Here is a 26,047-nt window from a genome sequence, read left to right on the forward strand (position 1 = left end):
TAACGGTAGAGCTGATAGAAGGCACCACGGTTCACGCGACAGCGCTGGCCAATATCTATAAGGAAACTGTTAAGAATGCAGGATTTGGAACGGGCAATTATGGGTTTTATTTTGCCTTGCCTGCCGCACTGAAGGATGGTAAAGCGCATGTTTTGAGTATGCGGGTTCAGGGTAGCACTACTATCTTGAACAGTTCCCCTAAAACCATCACTTGTGGTGTAAATCAATACCAGGGCAATTTGGATGTAGCAGACTGTAATACGGTGAGTGGCTGGGCTTGGGACAAAAATTTTCCCAATAATGCTGTGACTGTCGAGCTATTTGAAGGCAGCACTGTATATGGCACAGTATTGGCCAATGTTTACCGGGAATCCCTGAAGACTGCGGGTTACGGGACAGGGAACTATAGCTTTACAATGGCTTTACCTACCGCCCTGAAGGATGGTGTAGCGCATCAGTTGAGCGCCCGTGTGAAAGGAACTACTACATTGTTATGGAGCTCGCCTCGTTCCGTTACCTGTATATCAAACGAATACTTTGGCAATTTTGAATTAGCAAGTTGTGACGTAATAGCGGGTTGGGCCTGGGACAAGAACGCTCCAAACTCTGCTTTAACGGTAGAGCTGATAGAAGGCACCACGGTTCACGCGACAGCGCTGGCCAATATTTACAAGGCCACCGTGAAGAATGCGGGATTCGGAACTGGCAATTATGGGTTTTATTTCACCTTACCCGCCGCCTTGAAGGATGGTAAAGCGCATGTTTTGAGTATGCGGGTAAAGGGTAGTAGTAAGATCTTGAACAGTTCCCCCAAAACCATTACTTGCGCCACAGCTGCCAGGATCGGTGTGCCTGTGGAAGTTTTAACGCCAGCAAGTGATGACCATCAGTTTAAGGTAGAAAGTATCAAATCTTCATTAGCGGTTTCGCCCAATCCAACAGCTGGTAAGATACGCGTCTCTTTTAGCTCGCTTAACAAACAATCAGCTAAGCTCTCCGTTGTTAATATACTTGGCCAGGTCGTCTGGGAAGAACAAGTGACTGGAACTGGAGAGCGTCACCAACAATTTGTTGACCTCAGTGGAAATACTAATGGCATATACCTGGTTAGGTTACAAATGGGTGAGATGATTGAGATTAAGAGAATAGTATTAATGAAGTAAATTGTAAACAAAACAAAAGCGCCCGAATGACTCGGGCGCTTTTGTTTTGTTTACAGTTTTCCCCAGCTTATCACCTAGGCTCAAACTTCACCACATCATGACTGATCGGCGCCAGACTTTGCAGATAAGTGAATATGGATTTCAGATCATTTTCTTTCATATCGGCATACATCATCCAAGGCATGGTGGTGTTCATTTCCTTGAGGCCAACCTTATGCGCTACGTAGGCTGAATCTGCATACATTTTAAATCTCTTCACGAAAGCATCCTCGCTCCACAGGCCGATACCGGTTTTTTTATCGGGTGTAATATTGGCCGACCGCACCAGGCCAGATGGGAAGGCGAATTCCATTCCCCCACCAAACTCAGTGCCAGCTACAATGCTACCCTTCTCTCTCATACTGTGACATTCGACGCATCCACCTGCAAGCACCAGATATTTGCCTGAGTTGAGTACATCTGTCTCTGCTGGTTTGGGTTGCAAATTTGCTTTTGATGGCATCGTATTGATCAGAATATTGACTGGAAAGTCCTTTTCTGGCGCAGGGATATCATGCTTAACCGGTTGCAGCGTCCTTAGATAGGAGATAATGCTGTAAATGTCTTCCTGATCGAGCTGGCCATAGCCGTGGTAAGGCATCACTGAAAAGAGCGGACTGCCATCTCTGCTGACACCGGTGGTAATCGCCCTGAAAACTTCTCCATCCGACCATTGTCCGATCCCATAGGGGGTAATATTTCTGGCGTAATACACGCCAGGAAAGCCTAGTTCCCTGCCAAAAACCTCTCCACCGCCACCAAAGTTACCTTCCATTAGCGGAGCGGCATACAAATTCCAGTCCCGGGAGCTGTGGCAATCCATACAGATCGTCACATGGTTGGCCAAATATTTACCTCGTTCAATTCTTTCTGGTGTTTTTTCAATTGAAATTTCGGGAGCTTCGCCTACATTGGGCAGCGCAGTTTTAATGTAAATGATACCAGCGATGGCCACCAAAATCACTGTCGCCAGTAGGATGCCGAGAATGCGTAGAATTTTTTTCATTCTGATTGAGCAATAAGGGTTGTAAGATGAGCAAGGAAAATTCTATCGTGAGACGATTGCAGAGGTAACCTGATGAAGTGTATCAACAAAAGTATAACAAATCGAAAAATACTTTAAACCATATAAACAATTCGGGGATATTTGGATTACCGATAATCGGTCTTTCTTGGGATAAAAAAATCCGGGTCTCTGGCACGAAAGTTTTTGTACGATTAATACCAATCATTTAAATCTGGCGAGTCATGAAAAAAAATAAGGAAGGTGAGATGCAGGGAGTAAAAGGCGTAAATGAGCTTGATGAGAACGACCCCAACAGCACCAATGGAAAAGCAGGATGGGAAGAAGCGCAGCCTCTTCCCAACGATCCAGCAGCAAATGCTAAAAAGACTTCGCCAGAGGAAGATTCTGGCGCAAAGGAAGATACCAAATTATCTGCTGGTAGCAGGTAACCCTTTGTTGAGAAAATACCAACCATCTAATAAACCCATTTCAGCGACCTTTCGAGCGTTTTGTCAGAATATTGAAATTATTCAGACAAGTAGACCGATGTCAACTGGCGACAATAAGTAATGAGCTTATTGGATGGTTGGTGCAACGTCACTTAAAATACCACAATGCCTCTGTCCCAGGACGCGCTGTCCGGACTTTTGTAAAAGATGTACATTGGTTTCATCACAATGGTGTAATCATCATACACCCAGGTCATACTCTGGTCTGCACCTGCTTTGGCAGCCTCGAAGTCATAAGTGTAATGAAAACGGCTGGTGTCAAGGTAGGCACTTTTTCCAGGAGGCACCAGGTGAAATACGTCATCAGGTCCCGAAGATGTGATTACAACCGTTTTCTTGGTATCGTCCCAGTTAAATGTCATGCTGGTTGGCCTGGAAAACTTCATATTTGTCGAGAAAGCCCGTGCAGGAGGTGCAAATGGTGGATTAGTCCAGATAGAACCGCCATAGAACTGTACATAACCTACCCCACTTGACCCGCTGCCTGCCGAGAATGTCAGGAAAACAGCATCACGGTATAAAACCATGAGCGGATCAGCCAGCACGTTGATGGTGTCTTGTCCGACAACCCGGTAAGCTTTCGATATGTAAAAAGGTACCGTACCGAGTTGACTGTAAAACTTTTCTTTGTCGAACTCGTCGGCGGCTACTTCCTCTTTTTCGATCGTTTTGTCGGTACACGAACCGGCAAACAATGCAGCGGACAAAATCAATGCAGAGAATAACAGTTTCTTCATGGAATGATTAGTTTAGAAAACGGCTTCATCGCCTCAAATAGAGACAAATAAAGTTAATACTAACGTTGCACTATTTGATAAATATTTATAAAAAATCGGATTCCCACAGGGCACAGATGAGAATTGCTGACTTTATGTAGCGCTGCGGCTATAACTTTGAGCATTACCATAAGCCCAATATTTGATGCAGATATAACCTTTCTTATTTGGAAAGCATTCTGATCACAATAGCATCAAGTGTAAGCAGCCAGAAAGAAAACCATCTTGATACATCCACGCCAGTCAGAGCTTTGAGAAGACTAGGTGATCAGTTCTTGTTTGCTTCTACGAGCTCTGATGGCTTTCATCCAATCTCCATAACCTATTTTGCCCGTTTTGACGCGAGCTGATCAATCAAAAGTGTAGTGCAGGCGACCTGAGGGTTCAGATTGTATCCGAAGTATACAAAATTCATAAATTTTTTTTTCTTGGATTTATTCCAGCAATCATGGCTCAATGTTGGAGTATTTATTGATTATATACAATTTTTCATTTCCTGGATTTCATCGTTGACACAAAATAAAAAGCATTGTATTCATCTGCTTACGGTTGTTGACCGTATGTATGCTGATTCTAGCGCTAGAAGATCATCTTACCTCCTTCATGTTAACGATCTTAATTTTATAAACATTACGTCAAGAAACGATGAAAGAATTCTTACAGGGAAATGGTGGACCTATGCTGGACAAGGTCAATCGACGTTATTTTTTAAGATCTGCCGGTGTTGCTGCCTCGGCAGGAGCGCTCATTATGGGATGTACCCTTGAAGATCACAACATTGGAGACCAGGCTGTTGATCTCGGGACAGGGGATATTGGTATTTTGAACTATGCTTATGCTCTTGAGCAGCTTGAAGCGGCCTTCTACACTCAGGTGATGATGACACCGTATGTGGGCATGTCGATGGAAGAAAAAACCATTCTGACCGATATCATGTACCACGAAGTTATCCACCGACAGTTTTTTAAAGCTGCCTTGGGCGGTGCTGCCATCAAAGGCCTAACACCAAATTTTGCCGGCATCGATTTTTTGAAGCGTGATGACGTTTTGAAATACGCCAAGATTTTTGAAGATACTGGTGTGGCTGCCTACAACGGTGCAGGAAATCTGATCACAAACCCAGGTTACCTGTTGATCGCTGGCAAAATTGTCTCGGTTGAAGCACGTCACGCATCTGCTATACGCGATCTGATATCGCCGAATTCTGCATTATTTGCAGGTGATGATGTTGTCGACATAAATGGATTGGATGGCGCGCTGCCCCCTTCGGCAGTCCTGATGGCAGTTGCTCCTTTTGTTAAAGATAAAATCGATGGAAGCCATTTGCCATCTTAATCATCCAACATCTTAAATATCCGAAAACATGAATTTCTTTAATATACTAGATGTCATTGAAAAAATTGACGCTGATGCTTACGAGCGTGTAGAACGTGAATCGCGTCGTTATTTCTTTAACAGAGTAAGCAGCAAGGTTGCTGCGCTGGCCGGTCCCGCTATACTGGCTTCTGTTGTGACAAAAACTTACGCACAGACATCTGATGCCATTGATGTTTTAAAGTTCGCTTTGACCTTAGAATACCTGGAAGACGAGTATTACAAAATGGGAAATATGGTTGCAGACTCGCTGATGGTCGGTGACTATGCAAAATATAAACCTGTATTTGCCCAAATCGGAAAACACGAAACCCAGCACGTAAAATACCTGGAAGCAGCTTTGGGCGCGCAGCCAAAGCCTACCTTTGATTTTACTGTGGGCGGTGCCTATGATCCGTTCCATAATTTTGACAATTTCGTTTTCTTGTCGCACGCTTTTGAAGATACTGGTGTGCGTGCGTACAAAGGACAAGCGGACAGGTTGATGGCTGTGGCCGATAAACCCTATCTTCAGGTTGCCTTGCAAATCCATTCGGTTGAAGCGCGTCATGCATCTATTTCAAGAAGGATACTGGGTGCGATCAGAAACAAACCTGCCATTAAAGGATGGATAACCAATGACGAAGGGTCTCCTGCTGCTGTGTACCAGGGCGAATTTTCAGAAGCAACGGTGGTGCAGGGTGGTGTCAACATTATAGGTTTGGACGGCCTGGATGGAATTCCGACCGGCGACACTCTTTTCAAAGCTGCATCAGAAGCATTTGATGAAATTTTAACTAAGAAAGAAGCAACCGATATTGCGATGCTATTCTTTAAGAAATAGCTTGGAGGAATCGTATTGGCTAATTGAAATGATTTAATAAAAAAAGAGGCAATTGTATTGCCTCTTTTTTTATGGCCTACCTCAAAGCACTGATCTTACATGACTTTCATCCTATTTAACTTCAACTTGTTAGTAGCACCTGAAAACTTACCGAATCAGTCGGTTTAGTTGACCCTTTACAACCTTCAAGCGTTTTTAAGTGTCTCAGAATCACAGCTAAATCCTGATATGATGAGAAAAATCTTATGCCTTTTGCTCCTAGGGTCGCTTTGGTTGGGATGCCAGTCAAGTGAGCCTTCCGATTTTGGTATAGAACCAGATTACGTGGCCTATGACGACGAAGGCCCCATGCTCAAAAAGACTTTTTGCAGCGATGCGAATTGTAAGGATCCAAGTTATGAAGAGCGATACACGTATAGGGCAGATGGCCAACTAATTAAAGTCGAGATTTTTGCCAGGACCGCCTCGAAAATAATGGAGATGCAATCCTACACCGATTATTTTTTTGATGCCAATGGCCTGATGACCCGTAAAATTCAATACAGCAGGCATGGATTTTTGCCAGGCTGGGTTGCTTACAATGAGTCCGAGTTTGAGTATCAGAATGGTGTGCTGAAAATTGAAAGGACCTATTTCAACAGGCATCAGCCAGAAGAAAAAGTGTTCACCGGAGCGGTCGAGTATGAATATGAAGGAGGCAAAAAAACCGGCCAAAAATGGACGGATGATCACAATGAATTGAGTCGCCGCGTGAAGTATGGATACAAGAATGATGTTGTGAATGTGGAAACATGGTATGATCAGAAAGACAATGTGATCAGGATTTTTGAGCACAAGTTTTCCGGAAACCGCAGACAAATCGGCGAGTTTCTGCCCAATTCAACAGAACTGCTGGCGATGATAGAAAAGACATACGATAAAAAAGGAAGACTAGCTACTCAGGAAACCAAGGTGAACAACCCACTGCTGTGCTCAATGACACCGGGACTGATAAAGTATAGCTATTAGTGGTGGATCAACCCGGTCTGATACGCGGACGTTAAAGATCTTTAAACGATAAAATCCCTGTATTCGATTAGTCAGTAAGTTCCGACGGGGAACTCACAAACTGATAAAATGCTTTTTACTACAGCATTCTTACAGTTTATAAATCGACATGGCAGACAAACTTATTCAGGATATCCCTTTTTCCATTCTTGATCTTGCGCCGATCACGGAGGGAAATACTGCAGCCACAACATTCAACAACAGCCTTCGACTCGCGCAGCGAGTCGAAGAATTGGGATATAAACGATACTGGCTCGCCGAGCATCACAATATGGCAAGCGTCGCCAGCTCGGCCACCTCGGTTCTGATCGGCTACATTGCCGGCGGCACTAAAACAATCCGCGTAGGCAGCGGAGGTATTATGTTGCCCAATCATGCGCCCCTTGTGGTCGCCGAACAGTTCGGTACACTCGCGTCGCTTTACCCAGGCCGCATTGACCTGGGACTCGGGCGCGCACCAGGAACAGATCAGGTTACAGCCCGTGCACTCAGGCGCAACTATATGGAATCTGCCCAGGACTTTCCGGACGATGTGATTGCATTGCAAACCTATTTTTCAGCAGATAACAGCAGCTCCAAGGTACGTGCTATTCCCGGTGAAGGGCTGGAAATACCGATCTGGATCCTGGGATCGAGTACCGATAGTGCGCGACTAGCCGCACATTTGGGGTTGCCCTATGCATTTGCGAGCCACTTTGCACCTACCCAGTTCATGACCGCGATAGAACTCTACCGCCGGAATTTCAGACCGTCGCAATATCTGGCGCAGCCTTATGTAATGGCTTGTGTGAATGTGATCGCCGCCGACACTACCCAGGACGCAGAGCGGCTTGCAACCTCGTTTTTCCAGCTCGCTACGGGAATCATTACGGGCAAACGCCGGCCTTTGCAAGCGCCCGTAGATAGTATGGACGGACTATGGGGAGAATACGAAGAAGCCGCCGTGAGAGAAATGATGAAGTACACCTTCATTGGCGACAGGCAAAAAATCAGCAGCGAACTCGCCAATTTTCAAAGACATATGCAGCTTGATGAACTAATGGTTACCAGCCATATCTACGATCCTGACGCGCGTATCCACAGCTACGAGATTTTGAAGAGTGTGCAGAATGAGCATGTTTTAACGTCCTGATTTGGTACGGGTAAAGTTTTTTGGTTTATACGACGAACACGTCGGGCGTCATATAAATCAAAAAAAAGAGTGAATTTTGGATGCATATTCTATCAAATCACTCTCTGTTTCCTCTTCGCGCCTGCCGCACCGATTGGCTTTCTTTGAGATTCAATCGATACAAAAATGTCAATCGGTAGCGGGCGCCATTAGGGCGACTATTTTGGGTTTGCAAATAGTCATTTCCTGTTGTAGTTACCTTGTAGTTGCGAAGATTGAACAGGTTTGTCACATCTAAAAGAACAGTAGCCGCGTTTTTTAGCAGGTTTTTACTTAATCCCAAATCAATATAATGTATTGCAGCCGTGTGCCTTTGGGCATTGCTTTGAGCACCGGTAAAATTATATCTGAACTGCAAACCCAGATGATGCGCAAGTTTGAGCTGCATACTGACACGGCTTGTTAAAGCATTGCCGGAGTAATCAAAATCGTGCTGCTGATACCAACCTTTTTGTTTGAACCTGTAAGCATTTAATTCGGCATTGACCTGTAAACTTTTCAGTGGATTGTACAGAACCGATAGTTCAAACCCGCTGCGGATTTCGCGGTCAATATTAACAGGAGAAGTGATGAATATGCCCTGCTCATTTCTGAATGTGTAATCCTGAATGATGCCGGAATTGTTTTGGTAATAAACCGACGGGTTGAAGGTGAATACACTGCTATTTTTTAAAAAGCCAAATTCAAATACATCTGCGTAAGAAGGATTCAGCTCGGGATTGCCCACATAACGCGCATTAAAGTCAGTCAGCTCATTGAAGGGATACAAAAGACTAAGCGACGGCCTGTTGATCCTTTTACTGTAATTTCCCTGCAAAGTTGCACCTGCGCCGAGCTGGTATGTGAGGCTTACCGTTGGGAAAAAACGGGTGTAATTTCTTGACCTGTTGTAAATTTGTGCTCGATCCCGGATTTCAATTCTGGTAAACTCAGTACGCACTCCCAGCTGGTAAGCCAGATTACCCAATTTATTTTTCAATTGAACATACCCGCTTCCGATCAGTTCATCATAGGTCAGCTCATTGTCAATATTTTCAATGACATCCCAACGGTCCTCAATTTCCTGTTCAGCCTTGAATGAAGAGGTGACATTTCTTTTCTCTGCTTTTAAACCAAATTCCAGTACTGCATTACTATCCAATGGCTGAACCAAATCTGTTTGCAGCAAAAAATCCTTGCTCGAACCGATAGAGCCCGTACGGATAACAGCAAGCTGTTGCTCAGTCGGAAACAACCTTTTGGTTGCCAGATTCCAATCCTTATCGCTATTCCAGAAATCATATTGCATGTCGATCGTGTATCTCTTACCTGGCAGGCCAAACAGTTTTGTGTAGTTAAATTCTGCCTGATTGTAGTCCCGTTTCTCCCACGACTCCCCGTGCCGAAGCAGTGTGCTATCTGTTTTAATGTGGCCGGTGTATGCATAGCGCAACGAGGTTTTATCATGATCATTTGTCGCGTTCTTGAGGAAAGCAGCTGTAATCGTATTCTTGCTGTTTAAAAAGTAATCCGCCCCGACGTATATAAGTCTTCCGTCATCGTGGCGTTTCTCATCCTGGCGTTGGTTTAAAAAAGTAGTGACTTTGTTATTTTCTGCCAACTGACTGGTTTTATAAAGGCCGACATAATCCGAAAACCGTATACCAAGCGTTGCGAACAGATTCACCTTCTCGGATTTAAAATTGAGGCTAGGGCTGATTCTGTTATCGTTTGGCAAGCCACCAACTAGCCTTAATTGTCCGTTAAAGCCTGCTTTTTTGTTCTTCTTTAAAATAAGATTGATAATTCCGGCAGAACCCGCCGCGTCATATCTGGATGACGGATTTGTGATCACTTCTACGCGTTCAATCTGATCGGCGGGAACTTGTTCCAGGGCGTTGGCCTGTGTGAGTCCACTCCGTCGGCCATTGATCAGAATCAAAACGTTGCTGTTCCCACGCAAACTGATTGCGCCCGACGGACCCACGCTAACAGAGGGGACCCCATTGAGAAGTTCTGTTGCAGAACCGGTCTGCGATAAAATATCCTTCCCGACTTCAAAGATTTTCTTGTCAAGTTCCAGACTTACCGAGGCTTTTTGCCCACTTACTGCAACTTCTTTCAATTGGATCAGGTCCTGTTGCAGTTTGATAGTACCTGCGTCAACGGATTTTGAGGAGGCCGTTATTTTGAAAGATTTTGAAAACGTTTTATATCCGACAAAACTGAGCTGGATCATTACTTGGCCTTCAACGGTATTTGCCAGCTCAAAATAGCCATTTTCATCCGTCGCCGATGCGACAAGGATTTTAGAAGACTGATCTTTTACAATGACCGTGACAAAAGGAAGCGGTGTTTTTGCAAGTGAATCCACTGCAAAACCAACAATGGAACCCGGAGTTTGACTAACAGTAGATTGTTGCGCCATACCGCTCAGGCAGCACAAAAAAAGAAAGAAGCAAAGATGGTATCGTGTTTTCATGAAGCAAGTTTAGCGTGTGGCTGTCAGTGCAAAATCAAAAATCATGTCAACTGCATTATATCCTTTTGAAATGCACTTTTCTGATTTACCTTCCTGTTACCTTTGCCTTATGCAACGCCTCTTTTTTCTCTTAGCCATCTTGCCTGTTATGGTGTCCTGTAAATCCGGTATAGTTTATCAGGATTACCCCGAAGTGTATCAAAACGGTGATAGTAACTTGTGGGCCAATAAAATTTATGATGACTCAAAATGGGCGCATGATCAGATAGCTGGAACCGGCGATGTTTTCTGGGTCAGGCAGCGTATCGAAATTTTAGAAAACCCGGTAACAATTGCGGGTGTCCAGATCCACGCTTTCGGGGCTTTTCAGGTGTATTGGGACGGTGTACTAATTGGGGTGAATGGGAAAATTCCTACTGAAAACTCAGCAGAAATACCTGGGACCGAAGCCACTTGTTACAGCTTACCGGACTCTTTGTCCAGAGCCGGTGTACATGTGCTGGCACTTAGGGCTTCACAATCCTATTTGACAAAGGAACAGCGAGGTATTTATGCGAAAATGGACCTTTATAAAAATTTATTAACCCAGCCGCTGATCATCACTTCATTAATGAACCTGATGTCGGGCGCTTTTCTGATCGCTTCTCTTTATTATTTCTTTCTGTATTTCAATAGCAGTAAGCGGCAGTTGACCATTTTGATCTTTGCCGTGATTTGTCTGCTTTTCTTTACACTCCTGATTCTTGAATACATCAAATTTTATATCGATATACCATACACCGAATTTTTTACCCGGCTGGAAGCCATTGGTATATTGACGATGATCATTGCTGTGCTGGTGCCGCTTTATTTTACAATTCAGTTTCATTTCAAATGGAAAAAGCTATTGCTGGGAATTTTAGCCACGACTCTGCTTGTCGTCTACGTTTTTAATTACCGACATTTTGATCGGAACGCACAGCTTTACAGCATTTTGATGTGGATTGCTTCTACGATGGTGGTGCTCAATGCGATCTGGCAAAGAGAAAAGGGCGCGCTTCTTGTACTGGCCGGGCTACTGTCCAGCGTCGTTGTTCATCAATATCTGGTTTATGATTTCGGATTGTTTATCAGTTTTACCATCATTGTACTATGTATGCTTTACCTGCATACCATTCGCAGCAGGGCCATTGAGGACCAATATCATTCCTCACTGCTTCTTTCGTCAAGATTGCAGCTGGAACTGGTTAAAAAGAATATTCAGCCTCATTTTATCAAGAACACGCTCACTTCACTGATCGACTGGGTAGAAGAGTCCCCCAAGCAAGGTGCAGAATTTATACATGCTTTGGCGGCCGAATTTGACATCATGAATACGATCTCGGAATCGGTACTCATTCCGGTCCGACAAGAAATAGAACTCTGCAAAACCCACTTGACTGTGATGCAGTTTCGGAAGGAAATCAATTACCAATGGGAGGAATATGAGGTTGATGACTCAGAATACATTCCTCCCGCGCTTGTACACACCCTGCTGGAAAACGGTATAACCCATAGCATGCCCATGAGTGACGGCCGCATTCGGTTCTGTTTGCGTTTTCTGAAAACTGAAAAATATCGCCAGTATACCTTTGAAACAAAAGCCCAAAACCGTACGCCGCTCAGGCAGGGTAAAGGCGGAACGGGTTTTCGGTACATTCAGGCGCGTCTAACTGAAAGTTATGGAGATAATTGGGAGTTTTTCTCAGAAAATTCCCCTAACGGCTGGCTATCCACTATCAAGATTTACAACAAATGATGCGGGTACTCATTATCGAAGATGAAGCCAGAATTGCCAACAGACTGGAACGGATCACCCGGAGTTTTTTTGAAGGTAATCTGTCCGTGGTAGAGATTTGTGATTCACTGCAAAAAGGACTTGATTATATTGAAAATCATCCGATTGACCTTTTGCTACTGGATCTAAATCTGAATGGCGAAAACGGATTTGATATGCTGGGATCGGTGGTAGCCGGTTCTTTTCATACCATAATCGTGTCCGCATATACCGATAAGGCGATCACTGCTTTTAATTATGGCGTGCTTGATTTTGTTGCAAAACCCTTTGATCAGGCCAGATTGGAAATGGCTTTCAGACGAATTTCAAACATTACGAAAGGTGTGGAGAGAGAGATAAAATTCCTTGCCGTCAAGAAAGCGGGCACAGTCCGGCTTATTGACATCAGCGAGCTGCACTACATCAAAGGAGCCGGGATTTACAGTGAATTGCACCTTCAAAATGGCAAACAGGAACTGCATGACAAATCTTTGGAAAAACTGCAACAGTTACTCCCCAATACATTTGAGCGCATTCACAGGTCGTATCTTGTTTCGCTGGCCATGGCAGAGCGTATTCTAATCCAGCCCGGTGGGCGATACGGACTGCTGCTTAAAACCGGAGAAACCCTACCTGTGGGAAGATACAGATACAAGGATTTAAAGGACAAATTGATCTGAGCATTACGGATATAGCAGATATTTTGCCCGCGTTGCCTTGAACTTCTGCAATCCAGGTTCCCAGCTTTTTCTGATGTCCGCTTCCGACACGCCGGCTATGATCTGTTTTCTTAATTGATCGGTACCGATGCGCAGGTCAAAAGCGGATACATCCTGATTGGCTCTGCCGGGAGTGAAGAAATTAGCTTTATCGGGATAGGCATTGTATAATTCAATTAGCCACGATAAATTAATCTGGCGGCTCCTGCGAAGCTTGTCAATATCATTATTACGAAGGTCAAGGCCATAACAAACAGTGTCTTTGTGATTGGGCCGTTCACTCATTCCGGGAATACTTACCGGTTTGTATGAAAATGAATACTTGCCTTTTAATGCGGGTGCCCCCAAAATCGTAAATGGCATATGAGTTCCCCGGCCTTCATTGATAGCTGTTCCTTCAAACATGCATAAGCTCGGGAAAAGCATCACAGCCTGCTGTGTATTTAAGTTCGGTGAGGGATTGATGGGTAGTACATAGGGCATGTCATGGTCATAGCCTGCAACCTTGATGATATTTATTTTGCACTGTTCTGGCAAGTATCCTTCACCGTTAAGGTATTGTGCAAATTCACCGATGGTCATGCCATGCGTCATGGGTATATAATGGATCCCGATAGCAGATTTAAATTTATCATCCGTCATTACCGGTCCGTCTACTACATATGCGTTAGGATTGGGCCTGTCCAGAATGAGCAGTTCTTTGTTGTTTTCTGCACAGGCTTCCATCACATACTCAAGCGTATTGATGTTCGTATAGTAGCGGCAGCCTACGTCCTGAATGTCAAAGACCATCAGGTCTATATCGGCCAGTTGTTCTCTTGTTGGTTTCTGATTTTTCCCGTATAAAGAGATGATTGGAATGCCAGTTTTAGCATCTACCTCGTTGCTCACCACAGCTCCATTACTGGCATTGCCTCTAAAACCATGCTCCGGTCCAAACACTTTTACAATGTCAATACCAAGGCTCAATAGACTGTCCACGCTGCTTTTCATGCCGATGACGGAACTCTGATTTGCAACCAGGCCGATTCGTTTTCCTTTCAGATAAGGCAGATATTGGTCAGTCTGGTCGGCACCTGTGATCATTCCCGGCTTGTTAGGCATGCTTTGGTTTGCCGATGTGATTTGCGCGCTGCATTCGATATTGCTGATCGCCAGGAGCGTTAAAAAAAGTATGGTAATGAATCTCATCTTTATAGATAGGTTTATATAATACCTTTATTTCTTTTTAGCAAAGAAAGCCAAATTTTGACCGCTTCAATGTGTAAAGGGATCAGCTTGGAGACGGGTTCATCTAAAAAGCTTCGTAGCCATATAAATGCGGTAATGAAAGCAACACATTTGTCAGATGTCACCCTACTCTTTCTTTCCGGCGCCGGAAAGTGTCACTGACAACCCTACCTGATAGGGCCTGTAATGCCATCCCATCGACCTGATTTTGAGATCATGGATCCCCACCTCCACGTAGGGGCCTACGGAAATCTGAAATGGTGCCTGCACGGGCAGCTTGCGGGAGAGGCTGACATTGACCATGGCCAGTCCCTGATCGCTGGAAAGGGACCGTGTGTATTCCAGACCAGCAGCCGCAGAGTAAGATCTAAGGGCCGGTACCCGAAAATTAAACTGACGGGCGATCCCCAAGCCGATGAACCGCAAGTCCTGGCTGATCTCATTAGTGGATGTATAATGTCGTTTGATCTTGTACTGATCAGGGCCGGTTTGTTCGATTTCTATTTTCTGATCACCAATGTCAAACCTTGTCCGGTATTGCAGCAAGGTGTAAGCGGCCGACCATTTAAATCCCCAACGCTCAAATCCGGCCGCAAGCTTGATGCCTTTTGATTGCATGGATGAAAGCCCGGCGAACCGGATGTTTTCGATGACCATCTGCGGATTGGACCGAACGTAGAGCATCTGGAAATTCTGTGAGGGGATGACAGATAAAAACCATCCCGTTGCCTTTTTTTTCAGGACGGGGGCCGGTGCATTCGAATCCGCAACGATTTTAGGCCAGACAGGTAAACTGGTCTCTAACGGCTTGAGAGCAATAATAGGAAGACTTGCCAGCAATGTTCCGGGAGGTATTGCCGACAGACTGTCATGTACAGCCTCTGGCTGTGACTGCGATTTGGATTGTGATTCCTGATTTTTCTTCGGGACCACTTCGTTATGTACATTTCCGCTGGCAGCTTTCGAACTTTGGTGGACAGCGGCAACCCGAACTGACCGATCGGGCTGTTTGGCAACCGTTGCCAGCTCAGGCGCGGTTTTTTCCGACGAGGATGTTGCCATTCGTTTTACAGGAACTAAATGTCGTGGGGTGATAACTTTTTCAACATGAATAACTTTTCCAGCATGAGTAGAGACCGCAACCTCTTCCTTACTAGCCTTAACAAAGTATAGCGCCAGCAATAACGCCACCAGCAACCCCAATGCTGTGTTAACGAGCCTTTTGCCGTTGCGCGGTAGCGCGGCAAAGACCCGTTTCCGGGTTGATGGCCTTGGGGTTAGCTCAAACTGGTCGAAGGACTCTTTGAGCCAGTCGCCCAATGGTTCCTTAAAGTCTTCCTGGTTGGATCCGTTCATCTTCAATTATCCCTATTTCCTGTAATTTTTTTATTAAAAGCTTTTTGCCCCTCATCAGCTGCGACTTGGAAGTAGAGGGCTCTATGCCCAGCATTTCCGCGATCTCGGTGTGGTTATAGCCATCAATCAGGTATAGATTGATGATTGTCCTGTAACCGCCCGGCAGATCGCTGAGCACTTTTACTACCAATTCAATATCCACATGCCCCCATGAAGTGAATTCACTGGAATCCCAGTCCTGAACGTTCAAGTCGATCTGAGCGCTCAAAAGCTCCTTTTTGGTTGTCCTTTCATAATAGCTTAGCGCGGTGCGGATGATGACCGATTTCACCCAGCTGTCGGCAGACTCTGGCGTGTGGAGGTCATCTATTTTTTTGAAAACCTTGATGAATGCCTCCTGGAATATGTCTTCCGCTTCTGAAAGCGTACGCGCATACCTGCGGCAGATGCCGAGCATTTTGCCCTGGTAGCGTTCATAAAATGCATTTTGTGCCTTTCGCTCGCGCCGCTGGCAACCTTCAACGAGTTCTGTTAGGGAATTGTATCGTCGTTTAGAAAACAGCATCAAATGGGAATCAGTTAGAAGGAACGGTTATTCCTATTGAGCATTGCTAAAATTGATAAGCTGTATAATCATGGTAGATCAGGTCCCCATTGTCATTGAAATAAAGGTAAAAGATTTGTCCAATTTCGGTGTCTTTTCGAATGCTTATCCTATAACCCGAGCATCCCTCTGCTGAAAATCGAATTCCGGATTCGAACATAAAACCTTCCATTTCCGGCGAAGCGTTGATGTATCTGTATACAAAAGCGGGTAGATCTTCCTGCTTGACCACTGATCCATGTAAAATGTAAATCGGGTTTTCGTCCTGGTCGAAAATGTAAGTCCCGTTCCCGATTATGAATGTCCTGCGACCGTCCCTGGCATAGGATACCCACATGCCCGACGGGTCCACCATACCCATTCGTTTGAGGTAGTTGCCTATCTTAGGTGATACATCCAGAGGCTTGTCGACATAATAGGACAAGGTTGATTGCAGCCCCATCGTAAGGGCGAACTTTACGTTGTTAGCCCCGTTGGTGATCACCTTGACGGTGCGTTCCATACCCTTCCATTGGTAGTCAAATGCAACCCGCGGCCAATCCTCGCCAGCGGCTGCGTCAGTCTGGATTTCCCAGGTGGGGCTGGCAACGGTCCCACCACGGATCGCGAGCTTGTCCAGAAATTGCGCCAGCGGCTCCGGAAGCTGGTTGCTCACGAATCTCGCGTTGGCCAGTACCGCCTGGGTGTCGACGACCGCCTTGTATTGCCGGGCATTGCTTACGAAATCAACAGACCAAATCTTCTCTGGCGTCAGCGGTGCGAAGACCAGGCTTGTTGATTCCGGAAAATGTTTTTTTATGACCTGAAAAGCCTTTTTTGGCACATTTTCAGTTTGTGGGTTCAATTCTTTCGCACGGTTGCAGCCCAGCTCCACCACTACCATGCAGAGCAATATAAAGCAGATCCTTTTTCTCATTGTTCTTCTCGGGAATTTATATAATCTGTTAGACCCGAAACCCGAAGCGTTTGGATGCATGAAGATCATATTTTTTTAGTATGCATCATGTCAGGACGAAATTGGAGTCTGGTAAGAAAAACTAACCCCCATGAAATTAATAATTGTGCTTTGCGCTGCTTTACTGGGATCTGTTATTTGGATACGGCCGTCAGAGACCAAACCGGTTTGCTTTGAAATGAACAATCGTGACTGGTTTTTTCCTTCTACTGCCGGTGAGGCGGTGACAAAACATCAGCTGGATTACAAAGCGCCCGGATATTACTACAAGGAGTATCCAGACGGAAGTGATCTCATTTTGTATTATCATTATGCGGACGGTGATTTCGACAATCAGTCACAGTCAAAGGAAGTGCTATTTCCCAGAAAGCTACATTCCTACATGTTTCGATTTGCAAATAAACCAGGAGTATTGGATTCCTTGCTGCAAAATTTGGAAACAGCATATCATAAAAAAATAGTACTGAAATGCCAGCAAGATGATGAAATCGTGCAAACTTCTATTAAATCCCGCGAAACGAGTTTCGAATGGGGCCTTTTAACTGTTCATGACGGGTTGACCATTGGGATTGCTAAGGGAGAAAAAAAAGTTGTCGTCAGGTATATGTATGACCTCCCTTTGGACATGATGGAGGTGTATATGAAAAGGTTTACGGAATAGACGTCAATGCGGATGATTTACAAGCATTAAACGCGGTTATCGGTATATTCAGTTTTGCCCAGAATTATGGTGAATGATGATGGGAAGGTATTCTTGGCAATGCATTGCATCAGGATAAAACAGCTAACTTGTACTACGCCAAGCTCCTGAATGTTTCGGAGTCGCAAGCCGGAGAGTATAAACTGACGCTTCGCTCAGATTCAGTACCGGCGTGCTATCGGGTGAAAATAAGATGGACGGCGCGTGAAAGCAAAGTCAATGAGGCCGCGGCATTTTAATAGCATCAGCCATTGACAATTTAATTAGTATCTAATAACAAAAACGAAAAATAGGATGAATGCGAACAAAGCACTTTGGGAAAAGGGTGACTTCACCCGTCTGGCAGAAACCATGCGCGAAAGCGGTTCAGCATTGGTAGCAAAATTAGGAATTAAAGAAGGTATAGATGTTCTGGACCTGGGTTGTGGTGATGGCACTACGGCCATACCTGCCGCCCGACTTGGGGCGAATGTACAGGGTGTTGATATCGCGCGAAACCTTGTGGAAGCGGGCAATGCCCGGGTCAAAGAGGAGGGGTTGACCAATATCACGTTCCGGGAAGGCGACGCAATCGATCTGAATGACATTGCCGACGAATCGTTTGATCTGGTAGTGAGCGTTTTCGGTGCCATGTTTGCACCAAAGCCATTTGATGTTGCCAAAGAAATGTTCCGGGTTACACGGCGTGGCGGTAAGATCGTGATGGGTAACTGGATCCCGGGCGATCCGACGCTGGTGGCTCAGATCCTGAAAGTGTGCTCGGCCTACACGCCAGCTCCTCCGGAGGGTTTCATCAGCCCCATGCTTTGGGGCGTCGACAGCAATGTCACAGAGCGTTTTGTCGCGGCTGGCGCTTTGCAGGAAAACATCACATTTGAGAGAGAAACATTCACATTTCAGGCGGCATTTTCTCCGGCGGTATTTTTGGACACTTTCAGAAAATATTACGGCCCTACGATGAACGCTTTTGAGGCGGCGGAAAAAAATGGAAAGGAAGCCGATCTGCAAAGTGAACTGGCAGTTTTGTTTGAAAGTCAAAATCAGGCGGGGGATAAAAATTCGACCTCCATTCCCGCTACATTCCTGAAAGTGACGGTTCGCCGATAAGAATAATTCACGGAAAGGTCCGTTCTCATGTTGCGCTGGCAATTTGATGAACGGACCTTTTCATTTCCCGCTGTGATTGCTCAAAAGCCTGAGCCTAGCCACCTATTTCAAGATCTATTCAGCATCTTCGTCCACTACAAGATCAGCATGTGCTTCGGCATCAAATTTGTCTGCAAATTTAATATCAGAGAGCCAATATGCCGAGCTGACGATGTCATAGGTGACAGAATTTTCGCTCCGGGAAACCAGGTTCAACTGCCATAGTATGTCTTTCGCTTCCTCAAACCGATCTCCCTGGATTTGATCAGAAAAAAGGCGGTGAATCAAACTTCGCTCTGACATTCCGGCTGCAAGGATTCTTAAAATTGGAGCTTCGGGGCTATCATTTAAAACAGTGAGGTCTCCTTGAATCTCAATTGTTAAACGAATTGCTTCTGTTCTCGGGAACTTCCCGTTGTAAGCATCGTGAAGAAGTTGAGTTGACCTAAAGAGATCGGGATGTAATGGCAGTTCTGGGTATTCTTCCCAAAGTTTTTCAGTCAGGATCTCATGGGAAAGGTTTTGTATCTGCCCGTCGGTTAGTCGTCCGGCTATTGTGTAATCTAAAACGATCTTGGCGGCTTCCTCCGGTTCAAAGTCTGTCAAGGACATCATACACATTTCCTTCAACTCCGAATCCTTGATTTCGTCAGGATTAGTATAATCCATTGCGCCTAAAAGATTGACAAAATCATTTTTCTCCCAGGATCCCGGCAATTCTTGAATTTGCTCGAAGGACAAAACTTCTACTTTAAATTGACTCATTTTCTTAATTAATTATAATTGAAGCTGGCGATTAGATGGACAGCGGATCACAGGAAATAACCTTGTGATGTTGCAAAACCATTCTCTAGCATAATCGTGCCTGGCGTAATTGGGGGTTTTTTGTCAAATTTATTAAAGCCGCCAGCTTACCATTTTAATGCATCTGGCTGGGGAGAGTAACCCTGGTACTTCGGACTAGATCATAGATCAGTATTAGGCCCATGTTGTTGTTGGTCTATGGAAATACGTGTTCTGTCGCCGGAAGTTGGTAATCGCAAAGCAATAGAATAAACTTGCCTACAATCTCAGGATACCTGAGTGCATCCCGTTCGTTCGTGTTTCAACCCAATTTTATTATGCATGAAAACCAACTACGAACGCGCTCTCACCGCAATGCTATGGGCCGCACTCCTTTGTCTTACAGACTGTTCTAAACACAGATCACCGGATCCCCAACCAAAGCCCGCACCGGATGAAACCACACCGAAGTCTGGCAGCCTGATCCGGGAAATCTATTGGGAAACCTTCGATTACCGGGCTTTCGTAAGTTACCGCGCCGACAGTAGCATCGATAACATAAAATACTTGGCCGACGGTAGGCAGAAAGAGCACGTAACCCATCAATATGAGGGCAAAATTCTCACAGGGATCAGTTCGGCGGGCTCGTTGTCGAAAAAGATTTATGAGTATGACGGCAAAGGCAGGCTGAAAATGATACATCTGATAAAGAAGAATGCCGGGCCGTTCGATAATGCGCAAAAGCTCATTTTTTTATATGACGACAATGGAATTGTTCAGAAGCTGGAACGCTACCAGGTCACTCCTGCTGGCACGCGGATGGATCTGGTCCATCATTATGAATATGACAAAGCCGCTGAGCTCGTCCTCATCCGGACCGAACAGGCCAATGGCTACCAGACGTTCACCAGCCTGAGTGGCTATTCCGCAAGTTTCGACCATGATCACTGGCTGTTCATAGAAGACTTTAATAACCCGGATTATGCCATTTACAACTTCCCCATACTCAATGCAATGAAGGGCCGGCTACCGCTGCATATCACCTACGAAGTTCCCGGGAAAGCCGGTACTCTCAAAACCGAACGGATCACGACCCAGCAATTTCAGGTGGAAAACAAAAAGATACAAAGACTGAAAATCGTTGTGCGATACCCTGAATTCCCCCAGGCTGGCAGCGAATCGGAGATCTCCTTTAAATATTGAGGTGGACTTTATGACTTGCAACAAAAAAGCGGCTGCTGGGGAAGTGCAACCGCTTTTTGCATTTAGCGTGTGAGCAGGATTTTTTTCGTTTCTACTGAATCGGGCTTCTTCACTTGCAGCAGGTAAATCCCTGATGGCGCATTACCAAGGTTGATGCGTTCTTCGTGCGAGCCTTTGCCTTTAACGTGCTGTGTGTGCCAGATTTTGCCTTGAACGTCGGTCACTTGAATTGTTGCCGCTTCGCCGGTTTTCAAATGGAATGCGGCCTTGAATTCTCCCGTTGCAGGGTTAGGGAAGGCTTGCAGTTGAGGAGCGTCGTTTTGCAGTTGCAGACTTCCCGGCGCTGCCATACGAACAGTCGAAACGGCTGGATGTACGCAGAACCGGTCCTGGCGGCAAGCCGCGCCTGGAAGGCCTTGGATGCGAACCACATTGTTCCCCTTATACAAGGTAATGTAAAGCGTTTCCTCTCTCCAAACGATATTCCAGCTGTTTGTAGCAGCAAGCGTGAGTGAAGGAAGCGACAAAACATCATTGATCGTAATGCTCACCTGCGCATTCTGGGCAGCGTAGTACCGTAGCGTTACAGGATAGAATCCGGAGGCCGGGACGTCATTAATGGCGTAGTCGACATAGTAATCGTAGTTATTTTCCGCTCCCCGGGTTTGACCGTTGGATGCATTAGGGTCGTCGGAACCCAGACCATTGCTAGCCATATGCTCGGCCTCCACGCATGTACTGAATGGTTCGCCCGTGTCGCAGCCGGTGGTAGTAAACTCAACTGTGGCCGTTTTCGGCGCGCATAAATTTTTGGTCGCAGTGAGGGTATAGGTGAATGTCCCGTTCCTTCCTGGCGGGTCGAGGTAAACAATGTTACCTTCCTTATCGATACCATTGCCGGTCCATCGGTAAGTTATTGCTTCACAGTCAGGGCCGGAGCAGAGCGCGTATAACGCGACGGCGTCGTGGCATGAAGGTGAGATGATAACGGCTTTGGCGGCCACATTGAAGTCGCAGGCGGGAGGCGTGCCGGGGTGATTGCTGGGAGTAATGCAAATTTTATCCTGACGAACCGGGCTGTAACCGGGCAGTCCGACAACCCGGATTTTGTTGTTGCCCTCGGCCAGGTGCACCGTAACAGTTCGTTCTCCCCACGCGATATTCCAGGAATGTGTGGAAGGCAGACCGGCCACTGGCACCAATTCTCCGCCATTAACGATAATATCTACAGCCCCGTCGCCGGCCGCATAGTAACGTAATGTCAGTTCATAGGGCCCCGCGGTTTTCACGCCGTTCACTTCGTATTCTACATAGTGGTTCCAGTTATTCTCTGCGCCCCTTGTTTTGCCATTCGATGCAGCAGGATCCTCTGTAACTGGTCCATTACCGTTCGAATTCTCTGCCTCCACACAAGCGCTGAATGGTTCATCACCACATCCGGTAACATTGAGCTCGAATTCATGGACGCTTTTCGGACATCCCTCCTTGGAAGTAGTGATGGTATACTTAAAATTACCGTTTGCAGAGGGGGCGTGAAAGCTTGTGTAGTTTGTACCTGAAACATCCAATCCCGGTCCGCTCCATTTGTAATTAAGGCCGACACAACCGCCTCCGGAACAGTCGGCGCTGACACCAACGCCCTGGCCACACGAAGGTTTGTTGTTGCTGATGACCGTTCCCATCGCATAATCGCACATTGCAGGCTCACTGACTTTGGTTAGGCAAATTTTATCCTGGCGTACATTGTAGCCATGCTGTTCCTGAATGCGGATCTTGTTAGCTCCTTCATTGAGTGTCAATTCAAAGGTGTGTTCTGCCCAGACAATGTTCCAGGAATTTGTAGCCGGAAGATTGACCGCAAAGATGGAGCCATCATTGATGGCCACATTCACCGTCGAGTTGTATTCTGCATAGTAGCGGATCGTGAGTTGATATTTTCCAGCCGGTGTATTGTTTGGCTTGTAATCAACATAATAATCCGAGTTGTCGCGGCCACCACGGGTCTTGCCATTGGAAGCATTGGGATCATTACTAACGGGCCCGGTGCCGTCGGAATCTTCGGCCTCAATGCACAGCGTGAACGGCGCGCTGTCCGGTACGGAATTGTGATCGTCGACGACGGCGGGAGCTTTATCAATTTTGCTGGGGTAACCGTCTTTGGCGACAGTAGCATAGGAAACAAGCGCTGAGAACAAAAGGCAAATAGCGAACGTACAAGTTTTCATAACAAGCAGGAAAATGTGGACGAATGAGACATTCCAGCAAATCGCTGGAAAAGACAATTCAAACTTGAAATGTCTACATTTGTTCAGACACTATTTCCCATGAAAGCGTGGCGTGCCGGTAAAAAAATTATCTTTTCATTCAGACCGAAGTGTTTTCACCGGATTTAAAGAAGAGACTTTGAGAGTCTTATATCCAAGTATAAAAAGAGCAATCGCAATCATGGCAAGAACACAAATAGCTATTGTGCCAATCTGGGCGCTCAAATAATACTTCCATAAAGAACCCATTACTTTATCGACGAGCAGGTATCCAATGAAGCTGCCAGAGACGGCAGCACAAGATAATATCAGAAAAAATTCAAAATTAATAATCCTGGCAATGTCAAATCGGGTGGCTCCTAACACTTTTCTAATACCAACTTCCTTCGTCTTCTTAATAATATTAAGCGAAACAAGTGTATACAAACCAGTAACGGACATTAAAATTGCAATAAATCCCAGACAGCCTACGATTTTAACCCCGTTGCTATTGATGCGGTTTGACGACTCTCTGACGAGTTCAATAGATTGGCTATCGTAAATTTTAAGAGGAAAGTTTTTCTTCCATTCTGTCTTTAAAAAATGATTAACTGTTGACGATTTACCGGGATCGGCGGTAACGACAAGTTCTGTATAGAGCTCAGGTTTAGCATATCTCAATAGAACTGGTCCAATTGGTTCGTACATGGAATGAGCGTAAATATCTTTTAGTACGCCAATTACATTATATTGGATACTATCATTTAATGTAACTCGCTTACCTATGACATTGTCTCTCCATCCAAATTGTTTTACAAACTCTTCTGTGACCAAAACTGACTCTTTAAGGTCTGTTTCTGAACCTTGTTGAAACGCACGTCCTGATACAATTTTCATATTCAACGCTTCACAATAATTTTCACCGACATCCATGACATCGATTTGTTTTTTTATTGATTCATATCTAACCGAATAATTGTTTAAAGAATGTGTTATATGATCCTTCGTCCCTGCAACCATTTGAATGTCAGGGTTTGTTTCTGCTATATTTTTGAAAACTAAAAAGTCTTTTGCTTCCGGTAAGTGAATGGAAGTGATACCGGTTGTGGCGTAACCAAGATTAAAGTCTTTTTGATAACGGGCATTACTGTAAAAAGCCGTAGTGAAAATGATTGCCAGCAAGGACATTGTAAATGTCAGCCCCAGAAGTATTCGGGTAAACCAGTTTGTACTTCCCAACTTAATCTTATCTCTTAATATGCTGACAGGAGGGAAATTAGTGACGTAAATGGCTGGATAGCTACCTGCAATAAGCGCTGTAACGATCAGTAAACCCGTTAAAAAAAGCATAAATTCAAGGTTGCCAGCATAGTTCAGACGTAATTTTAGAAAAGGCCATAAGCTATTATATGCCGGGATCAAAAATTCAGCAAAAATGAGGCCGGCAATAAGCGAAAGAAAGCATAAGAGTAGATTCTCGCCCATAAACTGAAAAATGAGCTGAAACTTGTCGGCTCCCATTACTTTCCTTACTCCGATTTCTTTAAATCGTTTACTCGATATAGCAATCGAAGTGTTTGTGAAATTGAAGCAAGCCATCAATAAGAGAAGAAATGCAGTTACGTTAGGAACTATTATTGCCTGCTCGGGAATCCCATATCGTAATTGCTGCCATTTCACGATTGGTTTTTGCATGCTACGTTGAGCCATACCCTTGAAATTCTCAAGGTAGTAGTCTTTTACTTTAATGCTGTTACCAGACCAGTTCTGAGGCTGCACATATTGACGTAGTTGCCGTTGTATGCCTGAAACCTGCCTGGAATCACTGATTTTCAAAAATGTTGTGTTCCATGCTTTCCAGTCGGTAGTAAACAGCTGCGAGCCACTGCCGAAATCACTTAAATTACTGAACAGCGTGATGGCATTAAATGAGAAACTTGAATTCAGTGGCTGCTGTTCGAATACCCCTCCGACTGTAAAAATCTTTGTCTGATTATTATTTATCTGGGCAATTTCTTTACCGATAACATCAACGGTATTGAAATACCTTCGTGCTAAATCACGGCTAATGAATATTTTATTTTTATCCTTAAAATTTGAGAAAGATCCGTCTACCAGTTCAAACGAAAATAAATCGAAAAATGCTGAATCAGCGAAAGCAATGTCAGTCTTGAAAAGTTCCGATCCGATTTTAATAGTAGTATTGGAAGGAAAATACCGAACAACTGACAATCCGCCGGGTTCACTTATTTTGATCTGCTCTCCCAAAGGCATAGGGCAGACTCCGTATCTTTCAATATTTCCTTGCGATTCTGTCGTGAACTCTATCCGATAGATGCTGGCTGCATTTTGATGATTACTGTCCCAGCTCTCCTTGAATTTCCAGTTAAAATACCCAGCAATACAACAGGCAATGGCAATCCCCAGTCCTAGTATGTTGATGGTTATATACAACTTATTCCTTTTGAAATTTCGGAATCCAATCAGGAAGTATTTTGCAAGCATAGTATGGCGGTTTAGGTGCGATGTCAGGATTGTTGCCGCATAATTATATCCTAATCTTAATCAATTTTTGGCTAATGGACAACATGCTGTGCTTAGCATTTAATTTCATCAGCTCTTACCTCCGGCACTTCCATTTGGCACCATTTCTCCCTGAAACCGCAATGGAAGGAGGATAGGACGAATCTAGGAGGACAAAGGAGTGTTAGTATTCACCACGCGATTCTTCAATTCAACCCCACCCAAAAGAGAAGGATTAGAAAGATCTTTTGCATTCGTGTTTTTGCTTTTCATTTTTTTTACATTAATTTTTACAATGCAAAATTGGAAAGGCTATTACGGCGAATCAATAAGTCAGCAAAACTGACTACCTGTTCATTGTTATAACTAGTTGATTTAAAGCGAATGGAAGCAATCATTGCTATCCTGAAAACCATGGAAG

At 44.9% G+C, this 26,047-nt stretch carries 21 protein-coding genes; 11 read left to right on the forward strand and 10 right to left on the reverse strand.

Annotated elements, in window-relative coordinates:
• Window positions 1–1,163, forward strand: a 1,163-nt coding sequence (locus ABIO93_RS32525; protein ID WP_348074232.1) for a T9SS type A sorting domain-containing protein, incomplete at its 5' end; no start/stop codon positions are given.
• A gap of 70 nt (window positions 1,164–1,233) precedes the next feature.
• On the opposite strand, the gene ABIO93_RS32530 is transcribed toward ABIO93_RS32525, so the two are convergent.
• Window positions 1,234–2,208, reverse strand: coding sequence for a cytochrome c (locus ABIO93_RS32530; RefSeq protein ID WP_348074233.1), 975 nt, complete (start codon window positions 2,206–2,208; stop codon window positions 1,234–1,236).
• A gap of 242 nt (window positions 2,209–2,450) precedes the next feature.
• Between ABIO93_RS32530 and ABIO93_RS32535 the strand changes: the two genes are divergently transcribed.
• Window positions 2,451–2,657: a hypothetical protein gene (locus ABIO93_RS32535; RefSeq protein ID WP_348074234.1), complete on the forward strand. Its 207-nt coding sequence runs from the start codon at window positions 2,451–2,453 to the stop codon at window positions 2,655–2,657.
• Window positions 2,658–2,809: 152 nt separating this feature from the next.
• Here the strand turns inward: ABIO93_RS32535 and ABIO93_RS32540 are convergent, their stop codons facing one another.
• Window positions 2,810–3,454, reverse strand: a complete 645-nt coding sequence (locus tag ABIO93_RS32540; protein ID WP_348074235.1) for a hypothetical protein — start codon at window positions 3,452–3,454, stop codon at window positions 2,810–2,812.
• A gap of 684 nt (window positions 3,455–4,138) precedes the next feature.
• Between ABIO93_RS32540 and ABIO93_RS32545 the strand changes: the two genes are divergently transcribed.
• The 4 genes from ABIO93_RS32545 (at window position 4,139) to ABIO93_RS32560 (ending at window position 7,869) form a co-directional block, all read left to right on the forward strand.
• Window positions 4,139–4,828 (forward strand): ferritin-like domain-containing protein, encoded by a 690-nt coding sequence (locus ABIO93_RS32545; protein WP_348074236.1) that lies wholly within the window; start codon window positions 4,139–4,141, stop codon window positions 4,826–4,828.
• A 28-nt stretch (window positions 4,829–4,856) separates the two neighbouring features.
• Window positions 4,857–5,690: a ferritin-like domain-containing protein gene (locus ABIO93_RS32550; protein ID WP_348074237.1), complete on the forward strand. Its 834-nt coding sequence runs from the start codon at window positions 4,857–4,859 to the stop codon at window positions 5,688–5,690.
• A 228-nt stretch (window positions 5,691–5,918) separates the two neighbouring features.
• A complete protein-coding gene (locus ABIO93_RS32555) occupies window positions 5,919–6,698 on the forward strand; it encodes a hypothetical protein (protein WP_348074238.1) in 780 nt (259 codons plus the stop codon).
• Window positions 6,699–6,846: 148 nt separating this feature from the next.
• Complete coding sequence (locus ABIO93_RS32560; RefSeq protein WP_348074239.1) at window positions 6,847–7,869, forward strand: LLM class flavin-dependent oxidoreductase; 1,023 nt, start codon at window positions 6,847–6,849, stop codon at window positions 7,867–7,869.
• A 97-nt stretch (window positions 7,870–7,966) separates the two neighbouring features.
• Here ABIO93_RS32560 and ABIO93_RS32565 read toward each other — a convergent pair whose 3' ends face one another.
• On the reverse strand, window positions 7,967–10,369 hold the full coding sequence (locus ABIO93_RS32565; protein ID WP_348074240.1) for a TonB-dependent receptor: 2,403 nt from the start codon (window positions 10,367–10,369) through the stop codon (window positions 7,967–7,969).
• A 148-nt stretch (window positions 10,370–10,517) separates the two neighbouring features.
• On the opposite strand from ABIO93_RS32565, the gene ABIO93_RS32570 reads away from it, so the two are divergent.
• Together ABIO93_RS32570 and ABIO93_RS32575 are read left to right on the forward strand one after the other, a co-directional pair.
• Entirely contained in the window at window positions 10,518–12,146 is a 1,629-nt protein-coding gene (locus ABIO93_RS32570) for a histidine kinase (RefSeq protein WP_348074241.1), read from the forward strand.
• The gene (locus ABIO93_RS32575) at window positions 12,143–12,844 is read left to right on the forward strand and encodes a LytTR family DNA-binding domain-containing protein (protein ID WP_348074242.1); all 702 of its coding nucleotides are present in this window, start codon (window positions 12,143–12,145) and stop codon (window positions 12,842–12,844) included. The genes ABIO93_RS32570 and ABIO93_RS32575 overlap by 4 nt, the downstream gene beginning before the upstream one ends.
• 3 nt (window positions 12,845–12,847) lie before the next feature.
• On the opposite strand, the gene ABIO93_RS32580 is transcribed toward ABIO93_RS32575, so the two are convergent.
• From ABIO93_RS32580 to ABIO93_RS32595, 4 genes are all read right to left on the reverse strand, one after another.
• A complete protein-coding gene (locus ABIO93_RS32580) occupies window positions 12,848–14,074 on the reverse strand; it encodes a DUF1343 domain-containing protein (protein WP_348074243.1) in 1,227 nt (408 codons plus the stop codon).
• A 165-nt stretch (window positions 14,075–14,239) separates the two neighbouring features.
• Complete coding sequence (locus ABIO93_RS32585; protein WP_348074244.1) at window positions 14,240–15,469, reverse strand: hypothetical protein; 1,230 nt, start codon at window positions 15,467–15,469, stop codon at window positions 14,240–14,242.
• On the reverse strand, window positions 15,441–16,034 hold the full coding sequence (locus ABIO93_RS32590; RefSeq protein WP_348074245.1) for a sigma-70 family RNA polymerase sigma factor: 594 nt from the start codon (window positions 16,032–16,034) through the stop codon (window positions 15,441–15,443). The genes ABIO93_RS32585 and ABIO93_RS32590 overlap by 29 nt, the downstream gene beginning before the upstream one ends.
• 46 nt (window positions 16,035–16,080) lie before the next feature.
• A complete protein-coding gene (locus ABIO93_RS32595) occupies window positions 16,081–16,989 on the reverse strand; it encodes a hypothetical protein (RefSeq protein ID WP_348074246.1) in 909 nt (302 codons plus the stop codon).
• Between the two features lie 130 nt (window positions 16,990–17,119).
• Here ABIO93_RS32595 and ABIO93_RS32600 point away from each other — a divergent pair, with 130 nt between their 5' ends.
• Window positions 17,120–17,689 carry a hypothetical protein gene (locus ABIO93_RS32600; protein WP_348074247.1) on the forward strand — a complete coding sequence of 190 codons (570 nt, stop codon included), beginning with the start codon at window positions 17,120–17,122 and terminating at the stop codon, window positions 17,687–17,689.
• Between the two features lie 333 nt (window positions 17,690–18,022).
• Window positions 18,023–18,835, forward strand: coding sequence for a class I SAM-dependent methyltransferase (locus ABIO93_RS32605; protein WP_348074248.1), 813 nt, complete (start codon window positions 18,023–18,025; stop codon window positions 18,833–18,835).
• A 114-nt stretch (window positions 18,836–18,949) separates the two neighbouring features.
• On the opposite strand, the gene ABIO93_RS32610 is transcribed toward ABIO93_RS32605, so the two are convergent.
• Window positions 18,950–19,639 carry a hypothetical protein gene (locus ABIO93_RS32610; RefSeq protein WP_348074249.1) on the reverse strand — a complete coding sequence of 230 codons (690 nt, stop codon included), beginning with the start codon at window positions 19,637–19,639 and terminating at the stop codon, window positions 18,950–18,952.
• Window positions 19,640–19,999: 360 nt separating this feature from the next.
• On the opposite strand from ABIO93_RS32610, the gene ABIO93_RS32615 reads away from it, so the two are divergent.
• On the forward strand, window positions 20,000–20,860 hold the full coding sequence (locus ABIO93_RS32615) for a hypothetical protein (RefSeq protein WP_348074250.1): 861 nt from the start codon (window positions 20,000–20,002) through the stop codon (window positions 20,858–20,860).
• Between the two features lie 62 nt (window positions 20,861–20,922).
• Here ABIO93_RS32615 and ABIO93_RS32620 read toward each other — a convergent pair whose 3' ends face one another.
• Entirely contained in the window at window positions 20,923–23,085 is a 2,163-nt protein-coding gene (locus ABIO93_RS32620; protein WP_348074251.1) for a T9SS type A sorting domain-containing protein, read from the reverse strand.
• 135 nt (window positions 23,086–23,220) lie between these two features.
• The gene (locus tag ABIO93_RS32625; RefSeq protein ID WP_348074252.1) at window positions 23,221–25,608 is read right to left on the reverse strand and encodes an FtsX-like permease family protein; all 2,388 of its coding nucleotides are present in this window, start codon (window positions 25,606–25,608) and stop codon (window positions 23,221–23,223) included.
• Window positions 25,609–26,047: the final 439 nt, after the last annotated feature.

The sequence above is a fragment of the Dyadobacter sp. genome, from assembly GCF_039919315.1.
Lineage (GTDB): Bacteria > Bacteroidota > Bacteroidia > Cytophagales > Spirosomataceae > Dyadobacter.